Source organism: Streptomyces sp. NPDC029014 (assembly GCF_055564695.1).
Genome location: NZ_JBVHVT010000158.1, coordinates 1 through 6,899, shown reverse-complemented (window position 1 = coordinate 6,899; position 6,899 = coordinate 1). Strand labels below are relative to the sequence as shown.

The 6,899-nt window shown below is 74.1% G+C and carries 1 protein-coding gene; it reads right to left on the bottom strand.

Features of this window, described 5'->3' with window-relative positions:
* A partial coding sequence (locus ACZ4VL_RS39715; RefSeq protein WP_468210629.1) for a type I polyketide synthase occupies positions 1-6,899 on the bottom strand: 6,899 nt, incomplete at both ends.

The window sequence follows — 6,899 nt, the reverse complement described above, 5'->3', positions numbered from 1 at the left end:
GAACAGGACGTCCTTCAACGGCAGTTCGAGCAGCGCATCGAGACGCTCGCACACCGTGTCGAGCGCATCCGCGAACACCGGGAAGAAGTCGTACAGCTCACGACCCATGCCCAGGCGCTGGCTGCCCTGCCCGGTGAACAGGAAGGCGACCTTCCCAGCGACCGGCGAGCCCGTGACGACGCCCGCCGCCGAGTGGCCCTCCGCCAGGGCGGCGAGACCGGCCAGCAGACCCGCACGGTCCGCGGCCACGACCGCAGCGCGGTCCTCGAAGCGGGCCCGACCGGCCGCCAGCGACCAGGCGATGTCGACCGGACGGGTGTCCGGCGCGGAGAGGACGAAGTCCTGGAGGCGACGTGCCTGCTCGCGCAGCGCCTGCTCGCCCTTGCCCGTGAGCACCCAGGGGACGACGGGCGCCGCCTGGTCGGTCTCGGGCGCCGTCGCCGCTTCCAGGGCCGGCGGCTGCTCGATGATCGTGTGCGCGTTGGTGCCGCTGATGCCGAAGGACGAGACGCCCGCCCGCCGCGGACGGCCGGTCTCCGGCCACTCCACGGCCTCCGTCAGGAGGGTGACATCACCGGCCTCCCAGTCGATGTGGCTCGACGGCGTGTCGACGTGCAGGGTCTGCGGCAGCACTCCGTGCCGCATCGCCATGATCATCTTGATCACGCCGGCGACACCGGCAGCGGCCTGCGTGTGACCGATGTTCGACTTGATGGAACCCAGCAGCAGCGGCCGGTCCTCCGGCCGGTCCTGGCCGTACGTGGCCAGCAGCGCCTGCGCCTCGATCGGGTCACCGAGACGGGTACCCGTACCGTGCGCCTCCACCGCGTCCACATCGGCCGTCGACAGGCCGGACACGGCCAGCGCTTCGCGGATGACGCGCTGCTGCGACGGACCGTTCGGGGCGGTGAGCCCGTTGCTCGCACCATCCTGGTTGACCGCCGAGCCACGCACCACGGCGAGGATCGGGTGGCCGTTGCGCACGGCGTCCGACTGCCGCTCGACGAGCAGCATGCCCGCGCCTTCGGCCCAGCCCGTACCGTCCGCGGCCTCCGCGAAGGACTTGCAGCGGCCGTCGGCGGAGAGCCCGCGCTGGCGGCTGAAGTCGACGAACGTCTCGGGCGTCGCCATGATCGCGACACCGCCTGCCAGGGCCATGTCGCACTCGCCGTTGCGCAGCGCCTGGATCGCCCAGTGCAGCGCGACGAGCGACGACGAGCACGCCGTGTCGACCGTGACCGCCGGGCCTTCCAGCCCGAAGGCGTACGAGACGCGCCCGGAGGCGATGCTGCCGGAGTTACCGGTGCCGAGGTAGCCCTCGACGCCCTCGGGCAGCTCCTCGCCGTTTCCGTAGCCGGTCGCGTAGTCGTGGTACATGACGCCGGCGAAGACGCCGGTCCGGCTGCCGCGCATCGACGTCGGGTCGATGCCGGCCCGCTCGAACGCCTCCCAGGAGGTCTCCAGCAGCAGGCGCTGCTGCGGGTCCATGGCGAGGGCCTCGCGCGGGGAGATCCCGAAGAACGCCGGGTCGAACTCGGCCGCGTCGAGCAGGAAGCCGCCCTCACGCGTGTACGTGGTCCCCACGTGGTCCGGGTCCGGGTGGTAAAGGGCTTCCACGTCCCAGCCGCGGTCGGCGGGGAACGCGGTGATGCCGTCGCCGCCCGTGGCGACGAGCTGCCACAGGTCCTCGGGCGTACGGACCCCGCCGGGGAAGCGGCAGCCCATGCCGACGATCACGATCGGGTCGTCGGCGAGGCCCGCGGCGGTCACCACCGGCGTCCGCGCACCGGGCGCCGTACCCGCGTGGTCACCGGACTCCCCGTCCACTCCGAGCTCGGCCAGCAGGTGCCCGGCCAGCGCGGTCGGGGTCGGGTAGTCGAAGATCAGGGTCGGGGGCAGGCGCAGTCCCGTCTCCGCCTTGAGGACGTTGCGCAGCTCGACCGCGGTGAGGGAGTCGAAGCCGAGGTCCCGGAAGGCGCGCTCCGCGTCCACCGCGTCGGCGCCGGAGTGACCGAGCACCGCCGCGACCCGGCCGCACACCAGGTCCAGCAGCACACCCTCCTGCTCGTCGACCGGCAGACCCGTGAGGCGGGCCACCAGCGGCGAGCCGCCGTCCGCGCCGACGCCGCTGCGCCGTTCGACGGTCCGGCGTGCCGGGACGCGTACGAGGGCCCGCAGCAGCGCCGGGGTGGTGCCCGCGGACACGGCCTGGGCGCGCAGCACGGCCACGTCGAGGTGCATCGGCAGCAGCACCGCCGCATCCACCGTCATCGCCGTGTCGAAGAGGGCCAGGCCCTCGTCGGCGGCGAGGGCGGCCACGCCCTCGCGGGCGAGGCGGCGCAGGTTGGCGTCGTCGAGGCTCGCGGCCATGCCGCCGCCGTCGGCGGCGTTGCCGGCCTGCGGGGCCCACAGGCCCCAGGCGAGCGAGGTCGAGGTCAGGCCCTCGGCGCGGCGCAGTTCGGCCAGGCCCTCCAGGAACGCGTTCGCTGCCGCGTAGTTCGCCTGGCCGGCGGCACCGAAGGTGGCGGCGGCGCCGGAGAAGAGGACGAACGCCGACAGGTCGAGCTTGCGGGTCAGTTCGTGGAGGTTCCAGGCGGCGTCCACCTTCGGACGCAGCACGGCCGCCACCCGTTCCGGGGTCAGCGACGCCAGGATGCCGTCGTCCAGTACACCCGCCGTGTGGACCACGGCGGTCAGCGGGTGCTCCACCGGCACGGACGCCAGCAGCCCGGCCAGCGCATTCCGGTCCGACACGTCACACGCGACGAGGTCGACGTGCGCACCCAGCTGCTCCAGCTCCGCCATCAGCTCGACGGCACCGGCCGCGCCCGTACCGCGCCGGCTGGTGAGCAGCAGCCGTTGCACCCCGTACGCCGTCACCAGGTGCCGGGCGAACAACCGGCCCAGGCCACCCGTCGCACCCGTGACCAGCACGGTCCCGGACGAGTCCCCCAGCACCACGGCCGAGGACCCGGCGGCGCTGTCCGAGGACGGCACGCGCACCAGGCGGGCGGCGCTCAGCGCGCCGCCGCGGACGGCGAGCTCCGGCTCCCCGGTCGTCAGCGCTGCGGGAACCGCCGCCAGCGACGCCTGCGACGACTGCTCCGGGTCCAGGTCGATCATGACGAGCTGGCCCGGGTTCTCCGACTGGGCGGAGCGCAGCAGGCCGCGCACCGCACTGCCCGCCAGGTCCTGCACGCCCGCACCGCGTTCGACGGCCACCGCTCCCGACGTCAGCCACACCAGGCGCGTGGCCGCGAACCGCTCGTCGGCCAGCCACTCCTGCACCGTCGCCAGCGCCTCGTTCACCGCGGCGTGGACGGCTTCCACCGTGTCGCCCGTGCGGGCGTCGGCGGCGGCCGGGAGGACGAACACCGCGTCCGGAGCCGGTTCGCCGTCGGTGAGTGCCGCGCCGAGTACGCCGGCGTCGGCGTACTCGGTGACGTGGGCACCCGTACCGGCCAGGCCGATCTCGTCGCGGCCGAGCACGGCCCACCGGAGGTCGGCGGCCGCCGGGGCGGCCGCAGCGGGCAGGGCCGCCCACTCCACGCGGAACAGCGAGTCGAGGTGGCCGGCACCGGCCCCCTGCACCTGGTCGGCGGAGGCCGGGCGGAGCATCAGCGACTCGACGGCCGCCACGGGGCGTCCGGTCTCGTCGGCCACCAGCAGAGCCAGCGTGTGCGGGTCGTCGGCCGAGACCGGGGTCAGGCGCATCCGGAGGGCGGATGCGCCCACCGCGTAGAGGGAGACGCCGGCCCAGGAGAAGGGCAGCATGGCGCCCGGACCGTCCTGGTCCGTGTGCTCGCCGTGTCCGATGGCGTGCAGGCCGGCGTCGAGCAGGGCCGGGTGCAGTCCGAACCGGGCCGCGTCACTGCGACCGTCCTCCGGGAGCACGACCTCGGTGAACAGCTCGTTGCCGCGGCGCCACGCCGCCTTCAGGCCCTGGAACAACGGCCCGTAGGCCATGCCGTCGCCGGCGAGGTCCTGGTACAGCCCGTCGATGTCGACCGGCAGGGCGCCGGCCGGCGGCCAGGCGGCCAGCTCGCCGAACTCCTGCTCGGACTCGGGGCGGGGACCGGCCGCGAGGGCACCGGACCCGTGGCGGGTCCAGGGCTCCTCGGCGAGGGCGTCCTGGCGGCGCGAGTACACCGCGAACGGCCGTCGGCCCGCGCCGTCCGGCGCCTCGACCACCAGCTGGAGCTGTACGCCGCCGCGCTCGGGCAGGACGAGCGGCGCCTCCAGCGTCAGCTCCTCCACCACGTCGCAGCCGACCTGGTCACCGGCGCGCACGGCGAGGTCCACGAAGGCGGTGCCGGGCAGCAGGACGCTGTCGTGGATGGTGTGGTCGACGAGCCAGCGGTGCGTGTCGAGCGACAGCCGGCCGGCGAGCAGCACACCCTCCGAGTCGGCGAGAGCCACGGCCGCGCCGAGCAGCGGGTGCCCGGCATCGCCGAGACCGATCGACTCCGGGTCCCCGGCGACGAACGCCGCCGCACTCGGCCAGAACCGCTGCCGCTGGAACGCGTACGTCGGCAGGTCGACCCGGCGGGCACCCGTGCCCGCGAAGAACGCCTCCCAGTCGACGGCCACGCCCTGGACGTGGGCCTGCGCGAGGGCGGTGGTGATCGTCTCGTTCTCTTCGCGGTCCTTGCGGAGGACGGGCACGAAGAGCGCGCCGTCGGTGTCACCGGTCGTGCAGCCCTGGGCCAGCGCGGACAGGGTCCCGTCCGGGCCGAGCTCGATGTAGGCCGTCACACCGGCGGCTTCCAGGGTGCGGACGCCGTCGAGGAAGCGGACCGCCTCGCGGACGTGCCGGACCCAGAACTCCGCGGAAACCATCTCGTCGGTGACGACGGCGCCGGTGAGGCACGACACGATCGGGAAGGTGGGGGCCGCGAACGTCAGCCCGGCCGCCACCTGGCGGAACTCGTCGAGCATGGCGTCCATGTGCGGCGAGTGGAAGGCGTGGCTGACGGTGAGCCGCTTGGTCTTGCGGCCCTGGCCCTCGAAGGCTTCCGCGATGGCGACCGCGGCGTCCTCGTCCCCGGCGATGACGACCGACTGCGGGCCGTTGACCGCGGCGATGGACACCCGGTCGGCGTCGGTCAGCAGCGGCAGGACCTCGTCCTCCGACGCCTGCAGCGCGATCATCACGCCACCGGCCGGCAGCGCCTGCATCAGCCGGCCACGGGCCGCGACCAGGGTGCAGGCGTCGTCCAGCGACAGCACGCCCGCGACGTGCGCGGCGGCGATCTCACCGATGGAGTGGCCGGCGAGGAAGTCGGGCCGCAGACCCCAGCTCTCGACGAGCCGGAACAGGGCCACCTCGATCGCGAACAGCGCGGGCTGCGTGTACTCCGTCCGGTCCAGCGCGGCGGCGTCGGAACCGAAGAGGACGTCCTTCAGGGGCAGTTCGAGGTGGGCGTCCATGCGGGCGCAGACCGCGTCGAGCGCGTCCGCGAACGCCGGCTGGGCGTCGTACAGCTCACGCCCCATACCGAGGCGCTGGCTGCCCTGGCCCGTGAAGAGGAAGGCCGAGGCGCCGCCGCTGGTCACGGTTCCCCGCACCACGCCGGCGGTCTGCTCACCGGCAGCGATGGCGGTGAGGACGGCCAGGAACGCGTCCCGCTCCCCCGCGACGACGACGGCCCGGCGGTCGAGTGCCGACCGGGAGGTGGCCAGGGAGTAGGCCACGTCCGCGGGTTCGAGCGTCTCGTCCGCGGCGATCCGCGCTGCCAGCCGCTCGGCCTGCACCTGCAGGGCGGCGTCGGACTTCGCGGACAGCACCCACGGCAGGAGACCGGGCCGCTGCTGCGGGAGCACGGCCGGCGTGGCGCCGTCGGCCGCCGGAGCCTGCTCGATGATCGTGTGGGCGTTGGTGCCGCTGAAACCGAACGAGGAGATACCGGCCCGGCGCGGGCGGCCGGTCTCCGGCCACACCCGCTGCTCGGTGAGGAGCTCGATGTCGCCGGCGGTCCAGTCGACGTGCGGGGTGGGCTCGTTCACGTGCAGGGTCTTCGGAAGCACCCCGTGCTGCATGGCGAGGACCATCTTCATGACGCCGGCGACACCGGCCGCGGCCTGCGTGTGACCGATGTTCGACTTGATGGAACCGAGCAGCAGCGGCTGGTCGGCCGGGCGGGCCTGGCCGTAGGTTGCGAGCAGGGCCTGGGCCTCGATCGGGTCGCCCAGGCGGGTACCCGTGCCGTGCGCCTCGACCGCGTCGACGTCCGTGGTCGACAGGCCGGCGCTTGCGAGGGCGGCGCGGATGACGCGCTGCTGGGACGGGCCGTTGGGGGCGGTGAGGCCGTTGCTGGCCCCGTCCTGGTTGATCGCCGAGCCGCGGACCACCGCCAACACGGGGTGACCGTTGCGCCGGGCGTCGGACAGCCGCTCGACGAGCAGCATGCCCACGCCCTCGCCCCAGCCGGTGCCGTCGGCGCTCGCGGCGAAGGCCTTGATGCGGCCGTCGGCGGCGAGGCCGCGCTGGCGGCTGAAGTCGATGTAGGCACCCGGCGACGACATCACGGTCACACCACCGGCCAGGGCCAGCGAGCACTCGCCGCTGCGCAGGGCCTGGATCGCCCAGTGCAGCGCCACCAGCGAAGCCGAGCAGGCGGTGTCGACCGTCACGGCCGGACCCTCGAGTCCGAAGGCGTACGAGAGGCGACCGGAGACCACGCTCGCCGCGTTGCCGGTGCCGAGGAAGCCCTCGATGCCGTCCGGAATGACCTGGAAGGACGAGTCGTAGTCCTGGCCGTTGGTGCCGACGAACACGCCGGCCTGGCTGCCGCGGACGCTGGCCGGGTCGATACCGGCCCGCTCGAACGCCTCCCACGTCGTCTCCAGCAGCAGACGCTGCTGCGGGTCCATGGCCAGGGCCTCACGCGGCGAGATAC